At 44.9% G+C, this 26,978-nt stretch carries 21 protein-coding genes and 1 tRNA gene; 11 read left to right on the top strand and 11 right to left on the bottom strand.

Going from position 1 to position 26,978, the window contains the following annotated elements; genetic code table 11:
* Positions 1 to 4 precede the first annotated feature (4 nt).
* Genes AC1HDP_RS10255 through AC1HDP_RS10230 form a run of 6 tightly spaced genes read right to left on the bottom strand, consistent with a single transcriptional unit; the run spans position 5 to position 8,780 of the window.
* Entirely contained in the window at positions 5 to 3,133 is a 3,129-nt protein-coding gene (locus AC1HDP_RS10255; protein ID WP_479638677.1) for a PAS domain S-box protein, read from the bottom strand.
* Positions 3,123 to 4,673 carry a SpoIIE family protein phosphatase gene (locus AC1HDP_RS10250; RefSeq protein WP_479638676.1) on the bottom strand — a complete coding sequence of 517 codons (1,551 nt, stop codon included), beginning with the start codon at positions 4,671 to 4,673 and terminating at the stop codon, positions 3,123 to 3,125. The genes AC1HDP_RS10255 and AC1HDP_RS10250 overlap by 11 nt, the downstream gene beginning before the upstream one ends.
* A gap of 3 nt (positions 4,674 to 4,676) precedes the next feature.
* Complete coding sequence (locus tag AC1HDP_RS10245) at positions 4,677 to 5,372, bottom strand: CpsD/CapB family tyrosine-protein kinase (RefSeq protein ID WP_140933625.1); 696 nt, start codon at positions 5,370 to 5,372, stop codon at positions 4,677 to 4,679.
* Positions 5,372 to 7,483, bottom strand: coding sequence for an SLBB domain-containing protein (locus AC1HDP_RS10240; RefSeq protein WP_140933624.1), 2,112 nt, complete (start codon positions 7,481 to 7,483; stop codon positions 5,372 to 5,374). Before AC1HDP_RS10240 ends, AC1HDP_RS10245 begins: the two co-directional genes overlap by 1 nt.
* Positions 7,480 to 8,442 (bottom strand): OmpA family protein, encoded by a 963-nt coding sequence (locus AC1HDP_RS10235; protein WP_479638675.1) that lies wholly within the window; start codon positions 8,440 to 8,442, stop codon positions 7,480 to 7,482. Before AC1HDP_RS10235 ends, AC1HDP_RS10240 begins: the two co-directional genes overlap by 4 nt.
* On the bottom strand, positions 8,439 to 8,780 hold the full coding sequence (locus tag AC1HDP_RS10230; RefSeq protein WP_140933622.1) for an STAS domain-containing protein: 342 nt from the start codon (positions 8,778 to 8,780) through the stop codon (positions 8,439 to 8,441). Before AC1HDP_RS10230 ends, AC1HDP_RS10235 begins: the two co-directional genes overlap by 4 nt.
* 301 nt (positions 8,781 to 9,081) lie before the next feature.
* Here AC1HDP_RS10230 and yvcK point away from each other — a divergent pair, with 301 nt between their 5' ends.
* Both yvcK and AC1HDP_RS10220 read left to right on the top strand, forming a co-directional pair.
* Complete coding sequence (gene yvcK, locus AC1HDP_RS10225) at positions 9,082 to 10,029, top strand: uridine diphosphate-N-acetylglucosamine-binding protein YvcK (protein ID WP_240778770.1); 948 nt, start codon at positions 9,082 to 9,084, stop codon at positions 10,027 to 10,029.
* Positions 10,030 to 10,331: 302 nt separating this feature from the next.
* Positions 10,332 to 11,843, top strand: coding sequence for a hypothetical protein (locus AC1HDP_RS10220; RefSeq protein WP_479638674.1), 1,512 nt, complete (start codon positions 10,332 to 10,334; stop codon positions 11,841 to 11,843).
* A gap of 144 nt (positions 11,844 to 11,987) precedes the next feature.
* On the opposite strand, the gene AC1HDP_RS10215 is transcribed toward AC1HDP_RS10220, so the two are convergent.
* Entirely contained in the window at positions 11,988 to 13,223 is a 1,236-nt protein-coding gene (locus tag AC1HDP_RS10215) for a RidA family protein (RefSeq protein ID WP_479638673.1), read from the bottom strand.
* Positions 13,224 to 13,814: 591 nt separating this feature from the next.
* A complete protein-coding gene (locus tag AC1HDP_RS10210) occupies positions 13,815 to 14,747 on the bottom strand; it encodes a helix-turn-helix transcriptional regulator (RefSeq protein ID WP_479638672.1) in 933 nt (310 codons plus the stop codon).
* 664 nt (positions 14,748 to 15,411) lie between these two features.
* Here AC1HDP_RS10210 and AC1HDP_RS10205 point away from each other — a divergent pair.
* From AC1HDP_RS10205 to artM, 9 genes are all read left to right on the top strand, one after another.
* A complete protein-coding gene (locus AC1HDP_RS10205) occupies positions 15,412 to 16,644 on the top strand; it encodes a serine/threonine protein kinase (protein WP_479638671.1) in 1,233 nt (410 codons plus the stop codon).
* A 257-nt stretch (positions 16,645 to 16,901) separates the two neighbouring features.
* Positions 16,902 to 18,122, top strand: coding sequence for an arginine deiminase (locus AC1HDP_RS10200; protein ID WP_479638670.1), 1,221 nt, complete (start codon positions 16,902 to 16,904; stop codon positions 18,120 to 18,122).
* Positions 18,123 to 18,160: 38 nt separating this feature from the next.
* Positions 18,161 to 19,093, top strand: coding sequence for a carbamate kinase (gene arcC / locus AC1HDP_RS10195; protein WP_479638669.1), 933 nt, complete (start codon positions 18,161 to 18,163; stop codon positions 19,091 to 19,093).
* A gap of 84 nt (positions 19,094 to 19,177) precedes the next feature.
* Positions 19,178 to 20,182: an ornithine carbamoyltransferase gene (gene argF, locus AC1HDP_RS10190; RefSeq protein ID WP_479638668.1), complete on the top strand. Its 1,005-nt coding sequence runs from the start codon at positions 19,178 to 19,180 to the stop codon at positions 20,180 to 20,182.
* A gap of 130 nt (positions 20,183 to 20,312) precedes the next feature.
* Positions 20,313 to 21,251, top strand: a complete 939-nt coding sequence (locus AC1HDP_RS10185; RefSeq protein WP_479638667.1) for a DMT family transporter — start codon at positions 20,313 to 20,315, stop codon at positions 21,249 to 21,251.
* A 62-nt stretch (positions 21,252 to 21,313) separates the two neighbouring features.
* Positions 21,314 to 22,045, top strand: a complete 732-nt coding sequence (locus AC1HDP_RS10180) for an ATP-binding cassette domain-containing protein (RefSeq protein ID WP_479638666.1) — start codon at positions 21,314 to 21,316, stop codon at positions 22,043 to 22,045.
* Positions 22,046 to 22,100: 55 nt separating this feature from the next.
* Positions 22,101 to 22,841: an arginine ABC transporter substrate-binding protein gene (locus AC1HDP_RS10175; RefSeq protein WP_479638665.1), complete on the top strand. Its 741-nt coding sequence runs from the start codon at positions 22,101 to 22,103 to the stop codon at positions 22,839 to 22,841.
* Positions 22,842 to 22,876: 35 nt separating this feature from the next.
* Entirely contained in the window at positions 22,877 to 23,545 is a 669-nt protein-coding gene (locus AC1HDP_RS10170; protein ID WP_479638664.1) for an ABC transporter permease subunit, read from the top strand.
* Complete coding sequence (artM, locus tag AC1HDP_RS10165) at positions 23,526 to 24,224, top strand: arginine ABC transporter permease ArtM (protein ID WP_479638663.1); 699 nt, start codon at positions 23,526 to 23,528, stop codon at positions 24,222 to 24,224. The genes AC1HDP_RS10170 and artM overlap by 20 nt, the downstream gene beginning before the upstream one ends.
* Before the next feature lie 289 nt (positions 24,225 to 24,513).
* On the opposite strand, the gene AC1HDP_RS10160 is transcribed toward artM, so the two are convergent.
* The 3 genes from AC1HDP_RS10160 to AC1HDP_RS10150 all read right to left on the bottom strand — a co-directional run bounded on the left by AC1HDP_RS10160 (position 24,514) and on the right by AC1HDP_RS10150 (position 26,531).
* Positions 24,514 to 24,649: transfer RNA gene (locus tag AC1HDP_RS10160), tRNA-OTHER, on the bottom strand.
* Positions 24,635 to 25,438 carry a hypothetical protein gene (locus AC1HDP_RS10155; RefSeq protein ID WP_479638662.1) on the bottom strand — a complete coding sequence of 268 codons (804 nt, stop codon included), beginning with the start codon at positions 25,436 to 25,438 and terminating at the stop codon, positions 24,635 to 24,637. Before AC1HDP_RS10155 ends, AC1HDP_RS10160 begins: the two co-directional genes overlap by 15 nt.
* Positions 25,439 to 25,763: 325 nt before the next feature.
* Positions 25,764 to 26,531: a hypothetical protein gene (locus AC1HDP_RS10150; RefSeq protein WP_479638661.1), complete on the bottom strand. Its 768-nt coding sequence runs from the start codon at positions 26,529 to 26,531 to the stop codon at positions 25,764 to 25,766.
* Between the last annotated feature and the right edge of the window lie 447 nt (positions 26,532 to 26,978).

Below are 26,978 nucleotides of genomic sequence, written 5' to 3'. Positions count from 1 at the left end.
TTTGCTAGCCAGCGGCGGCGATAAATCCGCGCTTAATGCGAATTTCTACGGCGATAAATGAGCGCGTAGCTATTAAAATTGCCTGCTCGGCCTGCAACTTGGCGCCCACAATATCGCCTTGCTGACATAAGGCTTCGACGCTGCGCATAATGCGACATAAGCTAGCGTTGCCGTGGGCCGCGGCGCTGCTGCCTATGGTGTGGCCTTCAAATTCAAGGCGCGCTATATCGTTTTGCTGCAAGGCTTCGGTAAATTGCTGCAAGCGTTGACGGGTATCTTGCAAATAGAGGGTGAGAATTTCAGGCATATCTTGGGCATCAATATCGCTGATTAATTGATTTATTACCTTTTCATCAATAAGAGCATCACTCTGGCTATCATGGCTAATGTCAGGAGTCTCGCCACTTGCGCCACTACGCTGAATAAATACCTGAATATGCTGCTCAAGTAGCTTGCGATTAGTAGGCTTAGATAAGTAATCATCCATACCCGCGGCGATAAAGCGCTCTTTATCGCCGCTTAAGGCGTGGGCAGTGAGCGCGATGATGGGCAATTGCCCAAACGGCGCTGGCATAGCGCGAATAATGCGGGTGGTTTCCATGCCGTCCATCTCGGGCATAGAGATATCCATTAAGATGGCTGCGGGTAAGCGCGATAACTCGCTGCGCTCGCCTTGAGTCATTAAATCCTTTAATAGCTCAATCGCCTTAAAGCCGTTATTGGCTATCATAAAATCATAATTGGCTTTGGCTAATTGATGCTGTACTACCATGCAGTTAGCTAGGTTATCTTCCACCACTAAGATCAGCGGTTTTAATGATGGGTCGCTATTAATGTCGTTAATGAGGTTACTGGCTTCCAATGTGTTTTCGGAGCCATTAGCTTGAGTCACTTCTTGATAATGACTGGGTGCAAAGCCTAATAGCAGTGGCAGGCTAAAGCTAAAGCAGCTGCCATGATTGAGCTCACTTTCCACGTGAATTTCGCCGTGCATTAGATTGATAAGCCTGGCGCTAATAGCAAGCCCTAAGCCTGTGCCTTCTTTGCTCCGAGCAAAGCTTTGATCTGCCATAGTAAATTCATTAAATAAGTTAGGCAGTAAGTCCTCAGCTATGCCTATGCCGGTATCTGTGATTTTGCACATGGCCTCTATGCTATTGGCGCCCAGCGGGCGGTAGCTGAGCTCAACATTGACATAACCTTTATGAGTAAATTTAATGGCGTTATTGGTGATATTCATCAGCACCTGCGCCAATCTATCGGCATCGCCCTCAACCCATGGCGGCAAGGTATTATCTAAGTTGAATCGCAGCGCTATGCCTTTGCGGTTGGCTATGGGCAGCAGTAGCTCTAAGGTTTGCTTAAAGGTGTCGCGGATATCAAAGGGCTGCGCCACTAAGGATAAATTTCCCGACTCCATTTTTGAGAAATCGAGCACGTCATTAATGATAGAAAGCAGCATCTTGCCTGAGGCTTTAGCGGTATTAACTATGTTTTGCTGAGCGGCATTTAGCTGCGAGTCTTCAAGCATGGTCAGCAGCCCCAACACGCCATTAATGGGAGTGCGAATCTCATGGCTCATGGAGGCTAAGAAGCGGCTCTTACTGACGCTAGCACGCTCGGCATCAATTTTAGCTTGCTGCAAAATCGCTTCTGATTGTTTTTGCTTAGAAATATCAATGAAATGTGCCACGTAATGGGTGGTTTTATATTTAGCGCCTTGCACCGCCGAAATAGTCACTAACGCCGGAAAATTGCTGCCATCTTGGCGTTTAACTAACACTTCGCCTTCCCAGCGCAATTTCTCCCACAATTTAATCCAAATGCTGCGATACACTATTTTGTCTGTGCCTTTGGCGGCAAGGTGGCGCAGATGCTGATTAAACACTTGCGCCTCGCTAAAGCCGGTCATGCGAGTAAAAGCGTTATTACAGCGGATGACCTTATAACTTAAATCGCAAATAAACATGGCATCGCTACTGGCAAAGGCGTGAGCGGCTAATTTCAGTTCAGTATCAACTTTATCGCGCTCAGTAATGTCGCGGATATTGGCGATAAACAGATAACCATTGTCGGTATTAAGGGATGAAATACAGATTTCAATGGGAAAGGTTTCACCGTTTTTACGCAAGGCGCACAGACTCAAACGCTGACCTATGACTACGCTTTTACCGCTACTCATAAAGCGCTCAATCCCAGCTTTATGGGGCTCGCGATAGTGGGGCGGCAGAATTAAATCCATCATGGGCTGATTGAGCACTTCTTCTTTGGTGTAGCCAAAGATTTCCTCTGCAACCTTGTTATATTCAACCACTTGCTGCTTTTCATTGATGGATATGATGGCATCAAGTGAGGCGTCGAGAATGGCCCTTTGTTTGATTTTTTCATCAGAAATGGTGCGATAACTGTCTTTTTGTTTTTCAAGGTTTTCTTGCAGCATCTCTTGATCGATTTGCAAACTCTTAGACATGCGATTAATGGCAAGCTCGATATCGGAAAACTCATCGGCATTGGCAATATTCATTTGCGGGCCAACACCAAAGCGCGACAAGGTATTGATGGCGTGAATAATTTTACGTTTGCGCCTATGTATTACCAGATAGATGAGTACAGTCGCTAACACAATAAAGGCCAATTGACTGATAAACAGCACCAATGCTTGGCGCGCTGGCAATGGGGTGAATGCCGCTTGATGATAGCTAATGATTAAGCGCCCAAGGCCAGCTATGTCTTCTTGATATAACCAAGGGGCAGCTATGTCTGCGCCAGACATAGCACTTGAGCTATAAATTGCGCCAGAACCAGAATCAAAACCAGAACTAGGCACAGCACCGGCACCTAAGCCGGTTTTTGCATTCAAGTGCGGCGCCTGATAGAGGTTAATGGGCTCTCTGCCCCGCGGCGTGAATTCAATGCGAGTAATAGGGCTTGCGGGTAACTGCGCCCTTAAGGATTCGGGTAAGGTTTTTGATAATGCTCCATCAGAATTAAGCCACTGCGGGCTAAACTGCGCCGCTATGCTGGGCACTAAGGGCGGGGTGGCGCTAGGGCTGATGGGGTAGGTGGTTAGCAGCAGTAAAAATAGCGCTTCGAAGACGATTAAGTAGCATAAGGCTTTAAGCTTAATTGACATTTTTGGTCACTCCGCTGTTTGGCTCTATGAGTAGCAATAGAGCGTCGTCGCGCGCTGGCACGCCGCCATGGCGATCAAAGGTTTGCATGCAACTTTCGGCTGCCGCTTGAATATCCATAGACAAGGTATCAACTAAGCGTTTCTTGATAATGGTTTCTAAGCTTTGGCGCCGCTCTATACTGCCGCCAGACTCAAACAAGCCATCTGTATATAAGGCCACGCGCTGGCCTTGGTGCAATTGCAACTTATGCTCAGAAAAATGAATGTCGGCAATTAGCCCAGGCAGCGTGCCTTGGCTGGGGATAGGGATAAGTTCAGACTCAGTAATCAATAATGGCGGCGGGTGACCGGCGCAACTAAAAAGTAAGGTGTGGTTAGCAAACAGAGTGCAAGCGCAGCAGGTCATTAAAGTCTGGCTTAACATGCTGTCTTGATAAGCCGCGTTAGAAATTGCCGCTAGTAAGGCGCTAGGGGATGCTTGCTGCTTATGGCTCAATAAGCCGCGCATATAGCCGGCATAGGCGTAGGAGAAAAACTTAGCTTCGATGTTATGCCCCATAATATCGACCAGCAGCACGCTTAGGGCTTCATCCTTGGCTTCATCTTTAACGCAGTCATGGCGCTGACATAACACAAAATCACCACCGCCACTGCCCGCCGAGCGACTAGCATACCCAAGCGACCAGTCTTGAAAGTGACTTGGCAGATTAGGCAGTAACGAACGGCTAATTTGCTGATTAATATGCTCATTGACGCTGGTATACACTTGCGCCGATCGGCTTAATACCCGGGTGATAGTTTGCAGAAGCTGACTTTTAGTCACAGGTTTAGTCAGTAAGTCATCAAAACCTAAGCTGTAATTCATGCTAGTGCGCTTAGTGTCTTGGGTAATAAAAATAAATGGAATGAGGCGGCGATTGCCCGCTTGATTAAGCCGCTCCCGTAAAGTTAAGCCATTCATTTTTGGCATGTTTACATCAGAGAGAATCAAATCTATGGGCAGCCTATCTAGCAGGGCTAGAGCTTGCTCGCCATCAGACACGCAGTCGACCTGATATTCATCTTTTAAATAGGCGCGCAGCAATCGCTGCTGACTGCTGTCATCTTCGACTATCAATACATGGGGTTTGTTTTGGCTAAAGACTCGTGGCCACTGCAATTTAGATAGATTTAGTTTTCCAGCAATGTATTGATAGTTATCGCAATAATGAGTAATTAACGACAGGCCGCGCCCGCCAGTAGCGCTCACCTCGTGCTCATCAAGCGGCACTATGTCGCAGGCTTGCCAACTGCCGCCATCATCTGTGATATGAATTTGCCATTGATGATTGCTAAGCCATAACTGCACTCCGATGGCGCGGGCAGGGGGCGCGCTGTGGCGCACTATATTGGTGGCGAGCTCCGAAAAGCACAATAACATGCGCTGCAATTGCTGTGGATGTTGCAACTGCTGAGTTAATACCCGTTGCAGTAATTGGCGCATATCGCGCACGGCTTCTAGGCTGGCGGGGCGAGTATCATTAATCAGGCATTTATCCATGAGTTAGACTCCCATGGAAATAAATTTGTTATTAAACAACCACTTTTTTATGCGTTGCTGCCAAGTGGGGGATATGTTTTTAAGGCGGTCGGCTTCGCGTAGCATTTCGGTTCTTAAGCTTGGATTATGCCAGTCATTGATGATGCAGCCACCTAAGGTGGCCTCGGCTTGTTTAAGGGCATTGCAGGACTCAGTCAACATAGCTTTAGTAGTGATACCTGCCATCATCACCAGCAAGGTTTGATCGCAAGCCGCAGCCACTACATCGGCCGAGATATTATTGGCGTTATTTCTCAGCAGGGGCGAGGTATCAAAAATGATTAAACTGTAGTCTTGCTGCCACTGCTTGATTAACTCACCTAAAAATTCGCTTTGGCGCAGTGACATGACGGCCTCCTTGCATTGCGGCGCAGTAATTCCTTGAAATGCTAATGTTTCGTTGCGAAGGCTGACCAACACTGGGGTACGGTAATCATGTTTTGGTTGCAGCTCTAAATCCACTAAGGTCGGGCGAAACAAATTAAAATCCACCACTAAGGTAGAGTGACCCGATAACAAATGCCGCTGAGCTAGCGCTATGACCACAGAAGTGCAACCTTCGCCAGGGTTGGCCGAAGTTACCGCCACTGAGCGCGCTTCAAGGCGATGCAGATGGCTGTAGATATGCTCGACTTCATTGTTGGTCGGCGGCAATAACATTACAGCGCCCCTAATACGGCAATGCCAAGGATCACTTGCAACGAGTCTTGGAAGTACTCAAAGAAGGTTTCACTCTTTTCAGGGACAAACACAGTATCGCCCGCCCGCAGCACTGGCAGCATGCGATAGTTACCGGTTTTGGCAAACTTAAGTAAGTTAAAGCTGGTGGCTTGATCGGCGCAGCAGCTCATATTGACCACAGTAATTTTTTCTATATAGGCGTTGGAGTTAGTGCCGCCCGCTTCGGCAAGCACATCCAGCAGCGTCATAGTATCGTCAAAGCGATAACGGCCGGGGCGATTCACTGCGCCTAAGACCTTAACCGTTCGGGCGCTCGGTTCATCAAGCCATTGCTTGTCTTTTTCTGGCACAAATATAGTGTCGCCGGGTTTGACTATGGGCAGCAAGCTTTCATCGCCAGTATCAAAATAGCGATTAAGGTTTAATTGGCTGACTCTGGCATGGCCATCGCTTCTGTGGGTGATGCGGATATTGTGTAAGTCAGCGCTACCCGTTGGCCCATCGGCGGCGGCGAGAATATCAAGAAAATGCAGTTCTTCGGTAAAGCGATAGCGCCCAGGAGCGCCCACTTGGCCAAAGACGTAAATCGAACTATCACTGCTTTGGCGCACCCACTGCGATTTATTGTCGCTCGGGTCATCAGGCAGGTTTGATACCCGAATGGTGGAGCCCGCTTTAATAAAGGGCAGGGCGGAATCAGGCTGCCCTTCTTTCATAAAGGTATCTAAGTTGAATTGGGTGCGAGTGATATTGCCATTATCATCGGGCGTTAAGATTTCAATATTGGCAGTATCAGCCTTGGGATTGGGGCCGCCCACATGAGCTAACAATTCCAGCAAGTTCATTTCCGCCGACCATTCGATACGCCCCGGCGCTACCACTTCACCAAACACTCGTACGGCGCGATTGGGCGCAATTTTTAGCCACGACTTTTCATTCATATCGGTTTTTTCGGGCACAAAGATAGCGTCTCCCGCGGCGATTGTCGGCATTTCTTGCACAACTGTGCCTTCAGTGTAACCGGCTAAATCAAAGCTTTTAATGGTGCCATCGGCCTTAATAACCCGAATTTGGCGCGATTCAGCAAAACGGGTCGGACCGCCGGCATTGGCCAAAATATCCATAAAAGTGGTGCCCGCTTTATTTTCAAAGGCGCCGGGTTTATCGACCTCCCCCATGATATAGACGGTATTGGCGCCCGATTTCACTTCTTCCACTTGAATCGGCACAAAGATGGTGGTGCCGGCATGTATGTTGGGCAGCAGCTTTTCATTGCCACTGTCTAAATAGCCCTTAAGGTTAAAAATAGTGGGTTCGTTATCGGCGATAACGCGGATTTGCTCAACGCCTGCGTAGCGGGTTACGCCGCCCGCGCGCATTAATAAATCCACTAAGGTCACGCCTTCTTTATAGGAAAAACTGCCGGGGCGGTTCACTTCGCCAAAGACTTTGACGGCGCCAACATCATCGGCGGCATCGCCGCCATCGGCAAGATTGAGAGGATTAAAGGTTTGCTCGACATTGCCCATAATCGGCGATGCTGGGATAAACAACACATCTAAGGGTTTAAGCTCAGGCAATAAACTCATATCGCCGCTATCAAGAAACGCCTTGTAATTGAAAATATTGGTTTCGCCATTGCGCTGTAATTGCAATTTATCTAGCTGCGCGCCCGCTCTTAAACCACTGGCGGCATGAAGCGCCGTTTGCACCGTGGAATTGGCCGGCAGGGTAAATTCCCCCGGCTGATTGACATAGCCTTGAATGCTTATCAGTAATTGCCGCTTATTGATGAAGACTTGCAGGTTGGTTAAATCACGAAAAATGGCGCTGAGCGCGAGTCTTACGGTTTCGGCTAACTGCTGCTCGGTTTGATTGACCACTTGCACTGCGCCTACTTCCGGCAAAATAATTCGGCCTTGGCGATCGATTTGATAGTTTTGATTAAGCTCAGCTTCCCCTGGCAGTAAGATTTTAATCTCATCCCCGACTTGGGTTTGGTACTCATTGGCGTGCGCGCTTGAGGCTAACATAATGAGCGTTAACATCATGATAGCTAAGCTAAGAGAAAGATTGCGGCAAAGGTTCATTGTCTATCCTCCTTAAGCGTAGCGGCAGGTGGTAAAGGGGTCGCTGGATAGCTTTGGGTTGAGCCAGACGATGAATTTGAAGTTGAATTAGACTTGGAATTTGCTCTTGTATTTTTTGCGGGCTTCTTGGCACTGGTTGCTTGTGCTGGCGTGAGCTCGCTATCAATCACAGCGATAGTGACGCGTCTATTGGTGAGGCGCACTTCTTCTTGGGTGCCTTTTAGCAGGGGCTCATCTTCGCCCACAGAATCTAGGGATATCTGCTCGCCATTCAGGCCAAAAATCATTAAGTAGCGTTTTACTTGCTCAGCGCGCGCATTGGCTAATTGGAAGTTATATTCCAAGCTGCCTTGGTCATCGGCATGACCGGTAATGAGGAGTGAATACTGCGGCAGTTCAGTAAGCTGCGCCGCGGCTTTAGCTAAATTGCCAATAAACTTGGGGTTTAATTGATAGGAGTTAACCGCAAATTGATTGTCGTGATTAAGTAAATTGCTGAGTTCATTAGCAACATTATTCGCTGCCAAGTTAGTGTTATCAATGGCATCAAGCTCAGCCAATTCGCCCGTGTCGGGCAGAATACATTTACCTTCTGTGGTGGCAATGTCTAATCTTTGTTCAAGGCGCGCGAGTAATTGACGCTGGGCTATGATGTCGGTGGCAGCATCGTATAACAGGCCACCTTGCAGTTGCCGCACTATGCGTTTTTGATTGAGCTCAGCTTGAACTATGGTGGCAGGGAAGCATAACTCAGCGCCTTGCAGCACGAGCACGTCAAGCTTGCGACCGCTTAACTCCCATTCAAAGCGTAATCCTTGCTTTGGGCCTAAATCTTGCTGGTTATTGACTGGATAAAGTTCGGCGCTGTACAGCTCTGCCATTCCGCCTTGGCCGTGCTCTGGCCAGGCGGTGCATCCATAAAGGAATATCAATAGACATCCACAGAACCAAATTTTCATAAACAATCCCTGTAAGCATTAGCATGTTTGCTATGTATGGCTATCGCGCTATCGATTCTAAGTAATTGCATTAACTCTAAAGGCTGGCCTGAGACGTTATGCAGACTAATTACCCGATCAACTTCCTTTAACCTTTTATAAAGATAGACTATTGCGCCAATACCGGAGGAATCCATGAAATTTACTTGCTCCAGATCCATGGTGATTTCACCATTGAAATTCATAGTAATTATGCGATCGACCACTTCTTTGATTTCTTTGCAGCCGATGGCATCCATATCGCCGCTGATTGCTACCTTGAAACCTTGGTCTGCTTGGTTGTCGAGTGTAATGTTCATATGCGTGCCTCGCTATCAGTAGTGCCATCGTTGTCGGTTTTGCTGGGTTCTGCTTTCTTGCTTATAGATAAGCGATTATCGTGCCAACAAATAAAATCATTGTTTTTCAATGTCATGGCTTTTTTGAGTGACTAAGTTGAAGCGCAAACTGACTGGCAATTGCATTTTGCATTGCAGCCTAGATAAATCATCGAGCGTAATGGCAAGGATGATGAAGGTGGGTACAAGGCATTGATCTGCGTCGTAACCTGCACTAAAGCGGCTTGGCATCTATGCTTAGTTGGAAAGAAAAGGAGGAATTATGGCAAGGATGGGTAAGTTAGATGCTATGACGCGGGTAGTGGCCATAGGCGGCGGCCATGGGCTCGGGCGCGTAGTCAGCGCTTTATCTGAGCTGCAATCACGCTTAAGCGCCATAGTGGCGACTACCGATAATGGTGGCTCGACCGGTAAATTGCGCGCCGCCGATGCTTGTATTGCGTGGGGCGATTTACGCAACTGCCTATCGCAACTCAGCGAGCACCCCTCCATAAACACCATATTGTTTGAATATCGCTTCACCATAGCCAACGAATTGCATGGCCACTCCTTAGGTAACTTGATGCTGTACGCCTTAGATCAGTTATCGGTGCGGCCATTAGAAACCGTGCGGATTATTTCTAAAATGCTCGATGTCACCGTGGAATTGCTCCCCATGGCCGAACAAGCCTGCCATTTAACCGCCATAGATAGCCAAGGGCGGCGCGCTTTTGGTGAGGTCGCCGTGGATGAGATGACATCGTTACCCAAGCAATTGGCCTTAACCCCACCAACTAACGCCACGCCAGAAGTGGTGACGCGTTTGCAACAAGCCGAGCTGATTTTGCTGGGGCCCGGCAGTTTTTTTACCAGCTTAGTGCCGCCGTTATTGTTAACCGAAGTGGCTAACACCATAGCGTTAAGTCCCGCAACTTTAGTGTTTATTGATAATTTGCAACCTGAACACACACAGGTAGATAAGCTCAGCACCGCCCAAAAGGTCGACTTTATTGAGCATCTGCTTAATGGCCGCCCTATTGATAAAATCTTGTGCCATGGCACACAAGCAATGGCCAGCCAGCCAGAGTTCTGCCAGCCAAAGCCTTGGCAACCAAAGCTCTGCCAACACGAGCACAGCCGCTATTACTACCGACCATTAGTGCAATCGACAACGGATGGTTTACATGACCGTAAGCTATTGCTGCAAGCGCTTGAAAGTTTGCTGGAGTGAGAGGGATATCATTCGATGAACATTGTTCTGTAAGTATTAAATCAAGGCGGCGCGTATTAATGCTAAAGCGCCGCGGCAGCTAACTTTTTATTTCCGAGCATTTTATCACTTACCCATAGTGCCTAAACCCTTCATTCTGCCTGCTATGCACCACGCTTAAGGCTTTTTCATCTGTGGTTAATTAGCTTTTACTCTCTGATTTTTCTAGCAAGTTAGTTATTATGGCGCCCATTTATGGGTGAGCTTTGACATGCTTGTCGCAAGAACCTCCCTGTTTTAGTTGCGACTTCCTTAGGAATAGAATGAAATTATCAAATTTAGTGACTGCCATTATGTGCAGCTCAGTACTTTATGGCTGTGGTGGCAGTAGTGCTAGTAATGACGATAGCAATACGTCTGGCGGCGCTTTTTATAATAAAGACACTGTCTTAACTGAGTTGCCAGAGGTGGCGACTGACAGCCTAAGCTTTGCCCGTGAAACCTCAGATTCTTATAATCTGGAGTCAAGCAAAGGCAAGGATAATGGCAGTACCAAAAAAGAAGATTTGATCACTTGGTATAACGCCATTCGCCATAGCGATAACAGTGATATTTTCCGTAACTTTGATGGTTCCGATTTCGTGTTTCGTGAAGTACCAAGCTGGGAGACTAGCCATAAAATTGGGGTCTTTAGTCAGCCTTATGCTGAAAATGCCCTCGATTATTATAACTTTATGCGCGCCTTATTCGGTGCTCAGCGCGTTTATATGTCGGGCTATAAGCAAATATCGGCGCAGGCGTCTTCTTGGTCTGATTTGGGGGGCGGGCATTATCCCTCAGCAGAAATGGGACAAGCAGCAGGTCTTAGCACTGAGCTTTATAAGGTGGCGCGTTTTGGCCGTGAAAGTGGCAACTTAATGGGCGGCAAGGTCAATAAAACCGCTGATTATGAGGTCATGAAACAATTACCGCGTAATGGTGATTTGACCCGTATTTGGAATGAAGGTGAGTGGGACGGTATCGCAGGCCTAGGTCATCGTAATTCGTTTATGTTTGCTCCCGGGCGCGATGTGGGGATTGGCTTAGTGGCAGGTTTTCATACTTGGGTGTCTTGGGGAAGTAACCCTATGGCCAATGATGGCGCTGGTTTAGGCGGCGCTGAGCAAAAAGCTATTTTTGATAGCTACCCAGTAGGCGCTACGCCAACGGGTGTCACCATGCACCCATCCCATGGTTATTATCCATTTTTTGCCTTAAGTCAGAATAACCAGAGCGTGTCAGTTAAGTTCAATACTGATTTTGTCAGCCCAATTGCTAAAGCTGATAAGGCTGAAACCCAAGAAACTATCAGCGTAACTATGGAATATTTTATCCATGAACAAGATGGTGATTTAACGGCATTATCGCAGCCAGTTAAGACTATTACCCTGAGCGATCTTGTTGGTACGACTCAAGATACTGGTGGCACTAGCCCTGGCAGCAAGGGCGCTGATTGGGTCGCGCCATGTAAAGGGGATGCCAGTCTATGCCCTGAGGGCGTGCAAGATCTTGGGGGTTATCATTTAACTACGGCTCATGGCAGCATGCCGCTAGTGTTTCGCATGCCGTATGCTTGGTATCAATCCATGGCAGCAGACTTTAAGGCGGCTGAGTTAACTGATGTTGCGCCTAAATATCACACAGTGCGTTATCGCTTTTCAAGCCGCAAGCCTGATGGCAGCAAAGGCGAAAGCTTAGTGGTGAAACAGCCTTTTTATATGAATCCGCAGGTGGGTGAGTATTTGGTGCTGCAAACCACTCATTTCGATATTTTGCGCCATGGCGCCGCTAATTAAGACGGCGGGGCAAAAAAAATCTGTGTCATTCCTTTGTTGTGTATGAAAGTGGAATGACACAGACGGTGGACGATAAAGGTCGCAAATGGTTAAGTCGCGTCACCAGTGCAGGAGTTGATGGCGCGTAACTTAACCAAATGCGATTTACGCTTGTGGCGGCGTGCCTTCGCAGTTAGATACTACCGCATCTATTTGCACTAAGGCGCCCATAGGAATAGCACCTACGGCGTAGCAAGTGCGCGCGGGTAAATCACCACTAAAGAAGGTGGTATATACATCGTTAATGGCTTCCATATCGGCGATGTTTCTCACTTGAATGTTCACTTTGACTATATCGTCCATGACGTGATCAACACTTTCAATAATGGTCTTGATGTTGTTAAGGCACTGTCTTGCTTGCTCATTGACGCCACCACTGACTAATTGTCCGGTTTTAACATCCAGCGGTAACTGGCCAGAAATATGGTTGTAATGCGAGAAAGCCACAGTATGGGAGTAAGGCTGAGCTGGCACTTTAGGCGTGTTATTGGCTTCAATCACTAAGAAGCGAGTATCTTCTGGCAACTGCGGCGGGGTGCCATCACCATGAGATACCACAGTATCAATTTGCACCAGTGCATCCATAGGTAAGGCGGCGACATTAATGATGGTGCGCGCTGGAACATAAGCTGGGAAGAAAGCATTACAAACCTGATTAACCACGTCAATATCGGCAATGTTGCGCACGAAAATAGTCGTCTTCACTATGTCTTCCATCGAGTGATCTATGCTGCTCAGCACGGCTTTGATATTGATTAAGCACTGATGAGTTTGCTCTTTTACACCGCCGCTCACTAAGGTGCCGGTCAGAGAGTTAAGTGGTAGCTGTGAGGCAAGGTTGTTGTAATGAGAGAAAGCCACAGTTTGTGAATATAAGCCGAGCGGCGCCTTATCTGTGTTTCTGGAGATTTTAATCAGTGGGCATGGCGCTTGTGGAGTCGTGCCTTCGCCGTTAGAAATCAGCGCATCAATTTGTACTAAGGCCTCTTGCAGTGGCAATGCTGCAACAGCAACTGTAGTACGTGTTGGCAGTGGCCCCTCGAAATATGAACTATAAACCTGATTAATCGCTTCAACATCTTCGATATGCTTAACAAAAATATTGAGTTTAACCACATCGTCCATCACATGATTAATGCTCTCAACTATGGCTTTAATATTATTGAGACACTGTTTAGCTTGCACGGTAATTCCGCCCATCACCACTTTGCCTGTGATTGGGTCAATGGGTAATTGCGCTGAAATATTATTATAATGCGAGAAGGCGACCGTTTGGGTTGAAAACGGGCTTTGTGGCGCACGCTCGGTATTTCTTGAAAACTTAATGATATTGCCGCTCATAGTATTATTTCCTATTGATCAGTATGAAATAGCCATTAATCGTTAATAAGTTATCATCAAGAATGATTAATGAATTTCGAGAGTAACGAGTGTTTGATATTAATTAGTTGCCTTGGCTGTTATTGGTATTATTTAAAAATCGTTAATAACCATGAGTAATAACAGCCATTAGGCATAAATAGCCATGGCTACCTAAACATAAAATAATGGCCGAGCTTGGCCATTATTTGTCATGTCTATGGATAGCATTGAATTGGAACGGTTCGCCTTTTCAATGGTGATTATAATTACTGGAAAATGGCATGGTGAATATCGAAATCATGCTAAGTTTTACCGAAATTCTGCTGGTAATGATAATAAGCTTTTAAGGTGCGCTATTAGTATGCGGCGAGTTTAGTCGACGTTTATTTGAAATCTATGGCCAGTGTATTGAGCCTGTTACTCGTTAAAAAATCGTTGGGCTAAAAATGCGCTCAATTAACTAATTCGCTCAATTAATCAATTCAATGCAAACGATAGCAAGACTCAGGCTAGGCCTAAGTCTTGCTCATTTATGGTATTGAGGGCTAATGCTAAGGACAGGGCTGGGGCTTAGTGAGATTCAGCTTGCGCCTGCATGCCTTGATTATTGAGCATATTGGCTTTGAGATTCACGGTTTCTGGGCTAACGCTGTCACTGCGCATATTTAAGTGGTTTTTGCGATATTGCTTAGGGGTAATGTTAAGCAACTCTTTGAATTTAGTATTAAATGATGAAATTGAAGTAAAGCCCACTTCGGCGCTGATATAGGAAATGCTGTTATCCGTATTGATCAGTAAGCGCGCGGCTTGGCGCACTCTTTGTTCAATCACATATTGCCAAAAAGTAATGCCCATATTGGCATTAAAGAAGCGCGAAAAAGTGCTTTCGGCCATGTAAATTTGCCCTGCGACCATAGCCACAGTCAAAGGCTCATTTAAATGCTGTTGTATATATTCCAAGCTGGTATTGAGTTTATCTTCGGTCTTTTTAACGTGACAAATATCAGTCGCAGCCTCTAGCAACTGCTTAGGCGCTTGCTTAGATAGGCGTTCAAGTATGGTTAAAACGTTAAGTATCTGGCAGAAATCAAAGGAATTTTCGATTGAATCAAAGATGTTACCTATCTCAGCAATAGCATCGCCTTCATACAAGAGACCAAGCTTAGCGTCATCGAGCATGGTTTTGATTTCGCGAAATTGCGGGCTATCCACAAAGGTGAGGCCTATGCCATTGAGTCTAAAATGCAGCACATCGCAATCGACCTGGGTATCACGCGAGGTGTGCTTATCAAGGGATAATCTAAACGGATTAAACGGCGCTAAAAGGACAACTTGGCCTTGGGTGAGTCGGAACTTGGTATTGGTTAAATGGAGCGTACAGCCCTTAGTCATGGGCCTGATGAGAACGTAGTCGGCTCCAAAAATAAGATGCTGCGTTTCAGATAACTTCTGTAAATCAAATACCACAAACTTAGGTGTGTTAGCGACGATTTTAGTAGTCATGATATCTCTCCTTGATACTCTTGCGAGTGTAAATCCTTATTTCACTAATGCAATGCTCTACACTTTCAGGGTGTGAGTTATCGCACCTTTATTGTGTGTTTTTTGCGAGATACATCAATATCTACTTAATTATTCGCGCCCCCTACAAACCGGTGTTGAATAAGTCAATTTCAACTAAATTAATTAATTATTTTTTGCTGACATTCATGGCTGTGAAAATACGACTAGGTTGCTGGAATGAATATATTTGGAAAATCATATTGCTTTGTAATTCATGGTGTTATCTTAGGTTGCGCGCTCGAATTATACGTTTATTGCGTTAATCTCATCGTCATCAATGCCTCAGCCAAGCCCGCGGGTTAGCTCAAAAAAGTGATCGTGATTAACGCTAATTCATGGCTAGCAGGATTTCGGTAATAGTTAGCGCTTTTCCGATATTAACCATGATTTTTTAGGATGATGATAGTCGCCATTGAAACGGAAAATATTATCTACCCTTTCAATCTACTTTATTGAGATATAGCGCTATCGAATTATTGGTTGCCATTGTTTGATGCTGATATGCAAATGATTACTTATTGCTAAACAGGAATGGCGAATAATTCAATGATATATATCAATCAATTATTTTATTACTATGTTTCCTTCTTTTGGAGAGTTTGCAATGAGCGTTTCTAATGATCTATACCCAAATGCTTCAGCCCCACTAGAGCGTAAAGAATCTGGTGTTCCATTAGTCCGTAAAGGGCTGAAAGTTGAATCATACAATGATTTTGATCCATTAAAGCACGTGATTGTTGGTATTGCGGATAACCAGCAAATTCCAGAAGCTTGCCCTGCTAGTAATGAAAAAATCCCTGCTGATTCACCAATGCGTGGTGGTAAAGCCGGTCGTCGTACTCAAGAAAGTATTGACCAAGCCAACGAGTGTTTAAATGGTTTTGCCAAAATGCTTGAAGGCCGCGGCATTATTGTTGACCGTCCAGGCGCTGTAGATTGGAATGCTCGTATTACTACTCCAGATTTCAGCATCAGCTCAGGCTTTGGCGTTATGCCACCACGTGATTGCTTATTAACTATGGGCAAGAGCATTTTAATGGCGCCAATGAGCTTCCGTAGCCGTTATTTTGAATATCTGGCCTATGTTGACTTACTGCGTGAATATTTTGAATCTGACTCTGAGTGTTTAATTGAGCAAGCGCCACGTCCACGTCTGTCTGATGACAGCTTCCGTATGGATTATGTTGCAGCTTACGAATTCCTGTCAGACGAAGAAACTATGGCACGTTCATGCCGTAAAGAATATTCAACTAAAGAAACTGATATTCTGTTTGATGCCGCTGACGTTATGCGTTTAGGTAAAGACATCTTCGTTCAACACGGCTTAACCACTAACTTAGCCGGTATTCGTTGGATTAAACGTAAGTATGAGCCACAAGGATACCGTGTTCATACCTTAAGCTTTAAGGATAACCACCCAATCCATATCGACGCGACTTTCTGCCCACTGCGTCCAGGTTTGATGCTGTTGAACCCGCACCGTCCACTGTTTGAAGGCCAGCGTGAAATCTTTGAAAAGAATGATTGGCAGATTGTGGAAGCCGTGGCTCCAGCGTGGGATACCCCGCCACCACTGTGCTACTCAAGTACTTGGTTATCAATGAATACCTTGATTCTTGACCATAAGACAGTGTGTGTTGAAGCCACTGAAACTGCGCAAATGGAACAGTTTGATAAGCTTGGCTTTGAAGTGTTACCTGTTAACTTGCGTGATGCTTATGCCTTCGGCGGCGGCTTACATTGTGCGACTGCTGACGTACATCGTGAAGGTACTCGTGAAGATTACTTCGGTAGCCAGTTCAAAGGCGCTCACAATATTGATCACTGGACCTATTAGTCCATAGTGGTTAATGCCTAAGCATTAATAGTGTTCATGTCATCTGGCCCCTTATTTTAGGGGCTTTTTTTATGGCTCCAATTTAACCATTACACTCGGCAGAAATTCGTTAATTGCCAGCGTAATTTCGATATTAACCCCCGCCAGAACAGGCAAAATGAATAAAAGGTTATGAGTTGAGTCGGTAAGGGCAAATATTCATGCTACCTATTTAATCTTGTAATTACTCAATTTAGTCGATAAAAAGAGAATAGATCATGGTTAAAAATTATGTGGGTTCCGAAGTTGGTCAACTACGAAGTGTATTACTTCACTACGATAGTTTGGCATTTGAGCGCTTAACGCCCTCAAATTGCCATGAGTTATTATTTGATGATGTCTTGTCAGTCAATAAAGCGGCTGAAGAACATAATCAATTTGCGACAATTTTAGAAGAACAAGGCGTTAACGTTTTATACCTCAATAAATTATTGGATGAAACTTTAGATATTCCAGAAGCCAAAGCGTGGTTGTTGGATACGCAGCTCAGTGATTATCGCTTAGGCAAAAGTTTAGCGCACAGTGTCAAAACCTGGTTAGGTGAATTACCCCATGAGCAGATAGCGCGCTATTTAACCGGTGGTTTAGCTTATAGCGAAATTCCAGAGCCATTCTTTAAGCCGTTATTTGATTCCTATGATTGGGAACACTTTGTATTAAAGCCGCTGCCCAATCATTTATTTACCCGTGATACCTCATGCTGGATATATAACGGTGTCTCTATTAACCCCATGGCGAAAGCGGTTCGTCGCCGTGAATCAAATAATTTAAAAGCCATTTATCGCTGGCATCCATTATTTGTTAAGCAAGATTTCAATTACTACTTGGGCAATGAAAGCGTTAATTACGACAACACCACCATTGAAGGCGGCGATGTCTTAATTATCGGTCGCGGCGCGGTATTAATTGGTTTGTCAGAGCGCACTTCGCCAGAAGACATTGAAGCCTTAGCCCAGTCGTTATTTAACACCGGCCAAGCCAAGAAAGTAGTCGTGATTGAGCTACCCAAAGATAGAGCCTGCATGCACTTAGATACTGTGCTGACTCAGCTAGATATCAATGTGTTCTCTGCCTATCCCGCAGTGATTAATGATTCAACCCGCTGCTGGACGTTAACGCCAGGCGTGAATAACCGCTTAGGCATTAAGCAAGAGTTAGGTTATCGCCAAGCCATTATGAGCGCGCTGCAATTAAGCGATCTGAAAGTGATTACCACAGGCGGCGACATTTACGGTCAAGAACGCGAGCAGTGGAATGATGCTAACAACGTACTGACGATTCGCCCAGGGGTAGTGATTGGTTACGAGTGCAACACCTTAACCAATGATAAATATCTGGAAGCTGGCATAGAAGTTTTAAGTTTTGAAGGTGATCAATTAGGACGTGGACGCGGTGGGGCTCGCTGTATGAGCTGCCCAATTGAGCGCGACGGCATTTAATTTTTAATCATAAATTGTATTGTTAGAGGAATTGAAAAATGACTAAACCAACACTGGTAGTTGCTTTAGGCGGTAATGCCTTGTTATGCCGAGGCGAGCCTTTAGAAGCTGATGTACAGCGGGTAAACATAGGTGTAGCGGCTAAGGCTATCACTACTTTGACTCAAGACTGGAACGTAGTATTAGTTCACGGCAATGGCCCTCAGGTCGGTTTACTGGCCTTACAAAATGCGGCGTACAAGGCAGTTAAGCCTTATCCATTAGATATTTTAGTGGCCGAAACCCAAGGCATGATTGGCTGCATGTTAATGCAGGAACTGAAAAACGAACTGCCACAGACCAATGTCGTCACTTTGCTGACTCAGGTAGAAGTGGATAGCAAAGATCCCGCCTTCTTATTGCCAACTAAGTATATCGGCCCTGTGTATGACCAAGCCGAAGCCAATCAATTATCGTTAGATAAGGGCTGGGAATTTAAGCAAGACGGTAAATATATTCGCCGAGTCGTGCCATCGCCTAAGCCACTTAATATTGTGGAATCAGAATCGATTAAGCAATTAATTGCGACCGGAAGCTTAGTGATTTGCGCAGGCGGCGGCGGTATTCCAGTCATACGTAAGAATAATAAGATGGTTGGTATTGAAGCTGTTATCGATAAAGATTTATCAGCCGCTTATTTAGCGAAGCAAATTAAGGCTGACGCCTTATTAATTTTAACTGATGCCGATGCCGTGTATTTAAATTGGGGCACGGATCAGCAAAAAGCGCTGCGCAATGCTCAGCCAGCATTATTAGAAACTATGGAGTTTGATGCCGGCTCCATGGGGCCAAAAATTAGCGCCGCCTGCGAATTTGTTAATGCCACTAAGGGCATGGTAGGTATCGGTTGTTTAAAAGATGCTGCCGCTATTTTAACAGGGGTTAAGGGTACGCTTATCACGGCCAAACCTATTGCTAAAAGCTTAACCTAAAGCGAGTAGCAGATTACTACCTAGCGATTCATTGAGTGATATTTGATTAGTTCATAATTATTATTTTATTTAAGGATATTTATCATGGCTTTTAATTTAAAAAATCGTAATTTCTTAAAGTTATTAGACTATACCCCAGCCGAAATCATGTTCTTATTGAATCTGTCGATTGACTTAAAGAAAGCTAAATATGCCGGCGTTGAGCAAAAGAAATTACTTGGCAAGAATATTGCGCTGATTTTTGAAAAAACCTCTACTCGTACTCGCTGCGCCTTTGAAGTAGCCGCGTTTGACCAAGGCGCCTTAGTCACTTACTTAGGCCCAAGCGGTTCGCAAATTGGCCATAAAGAATCCATGAAAGATACTGCCCGCGTATTAGGCCGTATGTATGACGGTATTGAGTACCGTGGTTTTGGACAAGAAATCGTGGAAGAGCTGGGTAAATATGCCGGCGTACCCGTATGGAATGGTTTAACCGATGAATTCCACCCAACTCAAATCTTGGCCGACTTTATGACCATGATGGAGCACTTACCAGGCACGCCACTCAATAAAATCAAGTTTGCCTATATGGGTGATGCCAGATTCAACATGGGTAACTCCTTGATGGTGGGCGCGGCGAAGATGGGTATGGAAATTCGCTTAGTGGCTCCTAAGGCTTACTGGCCAGAGCCAGCGTTAGTCAAGCAGTGCATGGAAGTGGCCGCGACCACTGGCGCTAAAATCATTCTGACTGAAGATGTGAGCGAAGGCGTTGCTGGTGTTGACTTCATTTACACCGACGTATGGGTATCTATGGGCGAGCCAAAAGAAGTGTGGGCAGAGCGCATCCGTGTGATGACTCCTTATCAAGTCAACATGAAAGTGATTAAGCAAACCGGTAACCCAGAAGTTAAGTTCCTGCATTGCTTACCTGCTTTCCATGATGAGCACACCACCATGGGCAAAGAAATTGCTGCAACTTATGGCATGAAAGGCTTGGAAGTGACTGATGACGTGTTTGAATCACATCACTCAATCGTGTTTGATGAAGCCGAAAACCGCATGCACACCATCAAAGCTGTGATGGTTGCTACTTTAGGTTCGTAAGCTCAGCAGTCGCCGCCACATACTTGTGGCGGCTTTGGACTGTTCAGCTCATCGATATGCGTTTGCCTCATTGAGTATCTAAGCCTTTTGCGCTCATAGAGTTAGGCCTAGATATGCTAGGAATTCTATTATGAATAAAACCAAAATAAATGGCTTATTGGCTGCCTTTGGCGCCGCGACTCTGATGGGTTTTGTTGGATTTTTTGCCCGTCATATTAATGCCCAGGGTGATGTCATTGCCTTCTCGCGTATGCTGTGTGGCGCAGTATTGTTTTTCTTTATTTTACTGGGAATGGGGCGTCTTAAAGACCTAACTCGCTACCGCATTTCGCCATCTATGGTGTTTAGTGGCATTTTTATGGGCACCTGTTTATCAGCCTATATTGCCGCAACTCAATTAACCTCCATCGCTAATGCCGTGTTCTTTATTTATATCGGCCCCATCATTTCCACTATTTTGGCGATTATCTTCCTCAAAGAGCCCTTTAAGCCGATCACCATGTTTGCCATTAGCATAGTGTTTGCAGGCATGATGCTGATTGTGGGCTTAGTGCAATTTAACGATGGCGCGGTTACGGTGGGCTTGTCCTTTGATGCTAAAACCTTTGCTGGCGACATGCTGGCCTTGGCCTCTGGGGTGGGTTACGGCTTGTTCTTATTTTTAGGGCGCTATCGTCAAGATGTACCAAGCGATGTGCGCTCGTTCTGGAACTTCTTATTTGCGCTAGTGGGCATTGGCGCCTTGTTTATTTTCAGTCAACCGACCATAGCGCAAATGACCGCCAGTGATTGGATGTGGTGGATTGCCATTGGCATAGTCTGCGGTTTTGGCGCCTTAACCTTATGCACCATAGCCACTAAAAATCTATTAGCGGTGGAGTTTGCCACTATCTCTTACTGGGAGTGTGTGGTGGCATCCCTGATTGGGATTGTGGTGTTCAGTGAGCCGTTATCAACCATGCAGTTTGTGGGTGGCTTCTTAATTATTTTGGGCGGCACCAGTGAAATGGCGGTCAATGGCATTAAGGGTTATCTCAATAAGCAAACTGCCGCTGCTAAAGCCATCTAATGGTGAGTCATTAACCCGCATCTGCGGGTTAATGTTTTTTAGGCCGCCATTAAGGAGTCACTATGACCAATATTCAGCTGCAACAAGTGAATTGTTTTTACGGCCAAACCCAGTCGCTGTTCGATATCAATTTTACTGCTAAATCTGGCGATGTGATTGCGCTACTAGGCGCCAGCGGCGCGGGCAAAAGCTCATTGCTGCGGGTATTTAACCTCATGGAAATACCGACCGCAGGCACCTATCAAGCAGGCGAACAACGCTTTAATTTTAATGACAAACCCAGCAGTGATGCGGTGCGCAAACTGCGCACCAATGTCGGCATGGTGTTTCAGCAATATCATCTGTGGCCGCATTTCACTGTGCTAGAAAATCTGATTGAAGCGCCATGTAAGGTACTTAAGTTAGATAAAGCCGCCGCCATTGAGCAGGCCATGGCGTTATTACTGCGTTTACGTTTGCATGATTTAGAGCACAGATACCCAGTGCAATTATCCGGCGGTCAGCAGCAACGAGTGGCGATAGCGCGCGCCTTGATGATGTCGCCGCAAGTGATTTTATACGATGAACCTACCGCTGCCCTTGACCCACAAATGACGGCCCAATTTGCCGACATAGTGGCTGAACTCAGTGCCGTGGGTATTTGCCAAATCATAGTCACCCATGAAGTGGCTTTAGCGGCCAAAGTGGCCAATCGGGTAGTGTTTATGGAGGCTGGGCGCATCGTCGAGCAAGGCGGGGTGAGCGTATTAACCACTCCGATGACGCCCGCATTAACGCGCTATTTATTCCACTAGGTTTTTTATTAGCAGCTCAATTAGTTAATTGATTTACATATAAAAAGGTGACGACATGAAAAAAGGACTACAAATTTCATTAACCCTAGTAATCACTATGCTGTTGTCATGGGCGCCGCTACAGGCGCAAGAAATTCGCTTTGCCATGGAAGCCACCTATCCGCCGTTTGAATTTACCAATGATAAAAATGAAGTGATAGGCTTTGATGTCGATTTAGCTAAGGCCTTGTGTACTGAGCTCAACAAGCAGTGCAGCTTTCATATTCAACCGTTTGACAGCTTAATTGCCAGCCTTAAATTTCGCCGTTTTGATGCCGCGATTTCGGGCATGGATATCACCGCCGATCGCGAAAAACAAGTGCTGTTTACTGAGCCTTATTATCAAAATGCCGCCATAGTGGTGGCCGCGAAAGACCGCTTTACCAGCATGGCGGATTTAGCCAAGCACAAGATTGGCCTGCAAAACGGCTCGACCCATCAAAGGTACATTCACGATAACTACCCAAAGCAAAAGACTTCCGCTTATACCAGTGTCCAACATGCCTTTATTGATTTGCAAAATGGCCGCGTCGATGCGGTATTTGGTGATACTGCGGTGGTTGAACAGTGGTTAACCCGTAGCGCTAACTATGAAGGGGTAGGGGAGATAATTACTGATACTCAATACTTTGGCCGCGGTTATGGCATAGCCGTTAACCTGCAAAACCATGCACTGCGCGATGAATTAAATCAGGCGCTCACCACCATCATGGCCAATGGTACCTATCAGCACATCTATCAGCGCTGGTTTCAATAAGCGAGTAGTGATTACCTTTAAGCGAGTGGCTACTTATGAATGACTTACTCTTGTTATTACTCTTGGCATCATTCACTACCATAGCGCTGGCGGTGGTTTCAGCCATGCTCGGCTTAGTGATGGCGATTATTTTAGCCTTACTAGAATCCACCCCCATAGTGTGGCTTGGCAAACTTACCCGCGTTTATATCATGGTGTTAAGGGGCCTGCCTGAACTGCTAGTGGTGCTGCTAGTGTATTTCGGCTCAAGTCATTTGCTGTTTTTAGCCACTGGCGTCTTTATTGAAGTGAGCGCCTTTGCTTGCGGCGTGTTAGCACTTAGCACCATTTTTTCTGTGTACGTGTCGCAAATTTTGCGCGGCGCGTTACTTGCCATTCCCGCAGGACAGTGGGAAGCCGGCGTTGCCTTAGGCATGGGGCGGTTATCGATATTTTTTACTATCTTACTGCCGCAAGTGTGGCGCCACGCCTTGCCCGCCTTAGGTAATCAATGGTTAGTGTTATTAAAAGATACTGCGCTAGTGTCACTGATTGGCGTTAATGACTTAATGAAGCAAGCGCAAATGGTGGCGTCCTCCACTTGGCAGCCGTTTACTTGGTTTGCCTGCGCGGCGCTAATTTATTTAATCATCACCTTAGTGAGTCAATACGGCCTTAAGCGCGCCAGCTGGTATGTCACTCGCTATGAGCGTGGAGATCATTAATATGCTGATTAACTTACTCGAATATTTGCAAGTTTTAGGTCATGGCCTAGTCATGACCTTAGGGCTGACGGCGATTTCCTTGCTGATTGGCAGCTTACTTGCCCTGTTATGCACCTTAGCCTTAACCTCAAGTAATCGCTTGATTTACTTAAGCGTTAAGGGCTACATCACAGTCTTTACTGGTACGCCCTTATTGGTGCAGATTTTCTTGATTTATTACGGCCCAGGTCAGTTTGCTGGCTTAACCGCTAGCGTGTTTTGGTACTGGTTATCTGAGCCGTTTTTCTGCGCCGCGCTTGCCTTGTCATTAAACTGCGCCGCGTACACAACCTTATTGTTTTATGGCGCGTTAAACAGCATCAATCAAGGCCAGTGGGATAGCTGCGCCAGCTTAGGCATGAGCCATAAGCAAACCTTAAGCGTATTAATGCCTTATGCGCTGCGCCGCGCGCTGCCTGCCTATTCCAATGAAGTGGTATTACTGCTTAAAGGCTCATCGTTAGCGTCCACCATTACCATCATGGATATCATGGGCTGGGCGCAGCGACTTAACTCGCAAACCTATGACACTCTAGTGGTGTTTTCCGCCGCAGGTTTACTCTACTTAAGCCTAAATTTGGTGATTACCTTAAGCATGAGCCGCATCGAAAAACGAGTGCTAGCCTTTGAGCAGGCTTAAGCCATTGAGGGATTGATGGCACCGCACTAAGCCATGTCATCTAGGGCGTAAAGCTAGCTAAAAAAAGAAAGCCAGCACGAGTGCTGGCTTTTTGATGTATTCATTCAAAGGCGTTCATAAGTGAACTGCAGCTTTGATGATTAATCGTCCGATCTCAACTTGATACAACCTAGCTCATTTTTGGACATTTCTGAGTTAGCGACTTTACTAAATTAGAATTTTACGGATAATTTCAAGTATCGCGATATGTACTTTTTTTCATTACGTTGGAGCAAGGAGGAGGATATGATGGCAGGACGAGGATTCGAACCTCGGAAACCTCTTCCAATAGATTCACATAAACATAAATCTATTGGAAGGTTGTCCCTCTCTACCAAAGTAAAGTAGAGAGGAACCAAGGTGCTTTACCACTAAGCTACCCAGCCATTTGTCTGACTGCGAAGCTTACTGATGTCGTGTTCATTTTGCAAGTAATCAGCCCTTAATTTATTTGAGATTGCTTGATCCCGTCTCTGCTTAGAACTTTCTTTGTATTTAGTACATAGATCATGAATTATTGGTTCTAATTCTACCATGTTTTTGCATAAATTGACTGCTATTGACTGCCATGTCTGGGAGTATAAGATGACATCTCTAATAGACAGATTTTCTGGCTTTTGTGGAATATATCCATATTTTTTATAGATAGATTTATTTTCTAAATCTGAAAAATCTTTCAACTCAGACCTATCTAGCCCGCCGTGAAACTCAATATTTCTAATTCGTCTATAGTAGTCATATATTTTTAATTCAACCTCCCCTGTATAATTACTATAAACATCATCATTGATAGATTTTACTGTTATTGAACCACTGCATTTCTGTGCATGTAGGTGAAAGATAATACGTCTGAGCTTATCGAGTTCCTTAAGGTTTGGGGATGACTTATCTTGGTGTATTTCCTTATGATGTTCCCTATACTCATCACAAAATTTTTCAGCCCTACTGTGAATGAAAGCTAGGTGTGAAAGATGAACGAAAAAGGGGATCTCATTCAAATCCAGATGATTTACAGCAAGCCTCTTATGCCCATATATTTTGGAGAGTTCAGAGATCCTATTTCTATCATTTTGCTCGATTAACTCTTTTGAAGCTATATCGATCAAGGAAAGATATGGACTCACTGCGCCAAGTTCTTTACGAAATTTAGTTTCTAAATGTCTAGGTGGTTTCATAGATGTTGACAGTTATATTCTCTTAACAGTGCGTTGGTCTGAATTCTCAATAGCATCCGTCTATCACTGAGAAGCTTATCAAGAATCAAAATAAACTTAACTTATCATAAAATCACCAGGGAGAATAGGTCAGTTTGTCATGTGGATAGAGGTCAAATAGAGCATTGATCATATGGGATTATATTTCATCTCTGAATTGGAAAAGGTTAGTCAACCAAACACATAGTGCAGTATCAGAAAAACTTGGACGATGTCATTAGATGCAAAATGTCTTGTTTGTTATTTAGCAAAAAAGGAATAACCTTTAAGAATGAAAATCCCACCATTATAATTTAACTTGCCCTTTCTCTTTCTTATCAATTGCAGCCACGCCCATATGAACAAACTCTGGAATTTTAATTATATCTAGATAATGAAATAAAAATGAGTTCTTATTGTAACCTAAGAAAGATGATTTATCCTTAGGCGTAGTAATTTTAATATTATAAAAAAACTCGAAATAATAACCCAGAAAAACGAACACCCAAGCCTTGGCCCCCTCATTATAAGTGATATGATGAGGCTGAATAATGAGGCTACGTAGCTTATCTTTATCGATATAACCTGATACATCTGTCAGTCTTCGACAATCGATATGCAAGTGCTTATCTTTAAACTCGATACCTGAATTTAACGATACTCTGAGTTTTTCGGATAGCAAATCAGGTAATTTTATTTTTTTGTATGCATCTACATTCGATACAGAACATCGCCAAAGTATAGATAACAAACACACTTTTACTCTTCTTGTATCAAGGTTCTCAAAAAGAACTCCTTCATCAGTCTGGCTAACAGTACATTGGCCTTTATTAGTTAAGACTTTATGTAAATAATCTTCATATTTTAAGTTTAGTTTTGTTTCACAATCATCACATAGTTGATAACTAGCCCAGCTATCTGCACAAGGTATTACAGGGATACCCTCTTCAGTATTTACCAATATACCTTTGCCTTCACCTTGTCTAAATATAAACTTGAAATATGCATTTGGTATTGCGTGTGAATACCTTAAGTCACGAGGGAACCGACACAATTTACATTTAGGTTTAGCCATAAAATCCTCAAGATAACTTTACTTCTCTCAACACTATACATACATTTTTTAATGATGTATGAAGAAAATCTTAGAATTTTTTAGGAGAAGTTCCCTACCGTATTACTAATGCGGGCAAATATTCAACACAAAAGCCAAACACCATGATAACGATAAATTTATCGGATAAGTTTCGGTAGGGTAAATACACATTAACAGCATTTGAATGATCTTCAACTCTAAACGATAAAGGGGCAATAGCTTTTTAGCTAAACGAGCAGCAGAAGTGTTAATTAAGATTGGCATTGTTGCAACTGTGACCGTTGGCGGCATGGATGCCGTCATCGAGCCCTCAGGGACGAGTTTATGGCGAGTCACAGGGGAAACAATGACAATTCATGCTGCAAACTGACAATAAAGTTATCTTGCTTTGGGGCAACATTGAGTTAAAGCAAGCTGCCAACTCAG

This window comes from Shewanella sp. ISS20 (assembly GCF_056522965.1).
The sequence above is the reverse complement of the archived record's forward strand: the minus strand, read 5'-3'. Positions and strand labels throughout refer to the sequence as shown.

What these genes read in the sequence shown, in the direction of transcription:
- AC1HDP_RS10155 (WP_479638662.1), bottom strand. Translation starts at nt 25,438, where the DNA reads ATGAAACCACCTAGACATTTAGAAACTAAATTTCGTAAAGAACTTGGC.
- AC1HDP_RS10215 (WP_479638673.1), bottom strand. Translation starts at nt 13,223, where the DNA reads ATGAGCGGCAATATCATTAAGTTTTCAAGAAATACCGAGCGTGCGCCA.
- argF (WP_479638668.1), top strand. Translation starts at nt 19,178, where the DNA reads ATGGCTTTTAATTTAAAAAATCGTAATTTCTTAAAGTTATTAGACTAT.
- AC1HDP_RS10255 (WP_479638677.1), bottom strand. Translation starts at nt 3,133, where the DNA reads ATGTCAATTAAGCTTAAAGCCTTATGCTACTTAATCGTCTTCGAAGCG.
- AC1HDP_RS10175 (WP_479638665.1), top strand. Translation starts at nt 22,101, where the DNA reads ATGAAAAAAGGACTACAAATTTCATTAACCCTAGTAATCACTATGCTG.
- AC1HDP_RS10210 (WP_479638672.1), bottom strand. Translation starts at nt 14,747, where the DNA reads ATGACTACTAAAATCGTCGCTAACACACCTAAGTTTGTGGTATTTGAT.
- AC1HDP_RS10170 (WP_479638664.1), top strand. Translation starts at nt 22,877, where the DNA reads ATGAATGACTTACTCTTGTTATTACTCTTGGCATCATTCACTACCATA.
- AC1HDP_RS10245 (WP_140933625.1), bottom strand. Translation starts at nt 5,372, where the DNA reads ATGTTATTGCCGCCGACCAACAATGAAGTCGAGCATATCTACAGCCAT.
- AC1HDP_RS10235 (WP_479638675.1), bottom strand. Translation starts at nt 8,442, where the DNA reads ATGAAAATTTGGTTCTGTGGATGTCTATTGATATTCCTTTATGGATGC.
- AC1HDP_RS10150 (WP_479638661.1), bottom strand. Translation starts at nt 26,531, where the DNA reads ATGGCTAAACCTAAATGTAAATTGTGTCGGTTCCCTCGTGACTTAAGG.
- arcC (WP_479638669.1), top strand. Translation starts at nt 18,161, where the DNA reads ATGACTAAACCAACACTGGTAGTTGCTTTAGGCGGTAATGCCTTGTTA.
- AC1HDP_RS10240 (WP_140933624.1), bottom strand. Translation starts at nt 7,483, where the DNA reads ATGAACCTTTGCCGCAATCTTTCTCTTAGCTTAGCTATCATGATGTTA.
- AC1HDP_RS10205 (WP_479638671.1), top strand. Translation starts at nt 15,412, where the DNA reads ATGAGCGTTTCTAATGATCTATACCCAAATGCTTCAGCCCCACTAGAG.
- yvcK (WP_240778770.1), top strand. Translation starts at nt 9,082, where the DNA reads ATGGCAAGGATGGGTAAGTTAGATGCTATGACGCGGGTAGTGGCCATA.
- AC1HDP_RS10250 (WP_479638676.1), bottom strand. Translation starts at nt 4,673, where the DNA reads ATGGATAAATGCCTGATTAATGATACTCGCCCCGCCAGCCTAGAAGCC.
- AC1HDP_RS10180 (WP_479638666.1), top strand. Translation starts at nt 21,314, where the DNA reads ATGACCAATATTCAGCTGCAACAAGTGAATTGTTTTTACGGCCAAACC.
- artM (WP_479638663.1), top strand. Translation starts at nt 23,526, where the DNA reads ATGAGCGTGGAGATCATTAATATGCTGATTAACTTACTCGAATATTTG.
- AC1HDP_RS10185 (WP_479638667.1), top strand. Translation starts at nt 20,313, where the DNA reads ATGAATAAAACCAAAATAAATGGCTTATTGGCTGCCTTTGGCGCCGCG.
- AC1HDP_RS10220 (WP_479638674.1), top strand. Translation starts at nt 10,332, where the DNA reads ATGAAATTATCAAATTTAGTGACTGCCATTATGTGCAGCTCAGTACTT.
- AC1HDP_RS10230 (WP_140933622.1), bottom strand. Translation starts at nt 8,780, where the DNA reads ATGAACATTACACTCGACAACCAAGCAGACCAAGGTTTCAAGGTAGCA.
- AC1HDP_RS10200 (WP_479638670.1), top strand. Translation starts at nt 16,902, where the DNA reads ATGGTTAAAAATTATGTGGGTTCCGAAGTTGGTCAACTACGAAGTGTA.